1 rRNA gene is annotated in these 1511 nt (G+C 52.6%); it reads left to right on the top strand.

Annotated features, from left to right (window positions below):
- Window positions 1-69: 69 nt before the first annotated feature.
- Window positions 70-1511 (top strand): 23S ribosomal RNA (locus CAG11_RS32940); the annotation flags it as partial.

Genomic DNA, 1511 nt, shown 5'->3' with positions numbered 1-1511 from the left:
AAGAGTAACCTGTCATAGAGTCTCTCAAATGTTTGCAGCGCGAACGATGGAAACATCTTCGGGTTGTGAGGTTAAGTGACTAAGCGTACACGGTGGATGCCTAGGCAGTCAGAGGCGATGAAGGGCGTGCTAATCTGCGAAAAGCGTCGGTAAGGTGATATGAACCGTTACAACCGGCGATACCCGAATGGGGAAACCCAGTGTGTTTCGACACACTATCATGTCATGAATACATAGTGGCATGAGGCGAACCGGGGGAACTGAAACATCTAAGTACCCCGAGGAAAAGAAATCAACCGAGATTCCCCCAGTAGCGGCGAGCGAACGGGGAGGAGCCCAGAACCTGAATCGGCTTGTGTGTTAGTGGAAGCGTCTGGAAAGTCGCGCAGCAAAGGGTGATAGCCCCGTACACTAAAATGCACAGGTCGTGAGTTCGATGAGTAGGGCGGGACACGTGACATCCTGTCTGAATATGGGGGGACCATCCTCCAAGGCTAAATACTCCTGACTGACCGATAGTGAACCAGTACCGTGAGGGAAAGGCGAAAAGAACCCCGGCGAGGGGAGTGAAATAGAACCTGAAACCGTGTACGTACAAGCAGTGGGAGCACCTTCGTGGTGTGACTGCGTACCTTTTGTATAATGGGTCAGCGACTTATATTTTGTAGCAAGGTTAACCGTATAGGGGAGCCGTAGGGAAACCGAGTCTTAACTGGGCGATTAGTTGCAAGGTATAGACCCGAAACCCGGTGATCTAGCCATGGGCAGGTTGAAGGTTGGGTAACACTAACTGGAGGACCGAACCGACTAATGTTGAAAAATTAGCGGATGACTTGTGGCTGGGGGTGAAAGGCCAATCAAACCGGGAGATAGCTGGTTCTCCCCGAAAGCTATTTAGGTAGCGCCTCGTGAACTCATCTTCGGGGGTAGAGCACTGTTTCGGCTAGGGGGCCATCCCGGCTTACCAAACCGATGCAAACTCCGAATACCGAAGAATGTTATCACGGGAGACACACGGCGGGTGCTAACGTCCGTCGTGAAGAGGGAAACAACCCAGACCGCCAGCTAAGGTCCCAAAGTCATGGTTAAGTGGGAAACGATGTGGGAAGGCATAGACAGCCAGGATGTTGGCTTAGAAGCAGCCATCATTTAAAGAAAGCGTAATAGCTCACTGGTCGAGTCGGCCTGCGCGGAAGATGTAACGGGGCTAAACCATGCACCGAAGCTGCGGCAGCGACGCTTAGGCGTTGTTGGGTAGGGGAGCGTTCTGTAAGCCGTTGAAGGTGGCCTGTGAGGGTTGCTGGAGGTATCAGAAGTGCGAATGCTGACATAAGTAACGATAAAGCGGGTGAAAAGCCCGCTCGCCGGAAGACCAAGGGTTCCTGTCCAACGTTAATCGGGGCAGGGTGAGTCGACCCCTAAGGCGAGGCTGAAAAGCGTAGTCGATGGGAAACAGGTTAATATTCCTGTACTTGGTGTTACTGCGAAGGGGGGACGGAGAAGGCTAGGCT

The sequence above is a fragment of the Pseudomonas sp. B6(2017) genome, assembly GCF_002112765.1.
GTDB classification, from domain to species: domain Bacteria; phylum Pseudomonadota; class Gammaproteobacteria; order Pseudomonadales; family Pseudomonadaceae; genus Aquipseudomonas; species Aquipseudomonas piscis.
This window is presented reverse-complemented; position numbering and strand designations above follow the sequence as displayed.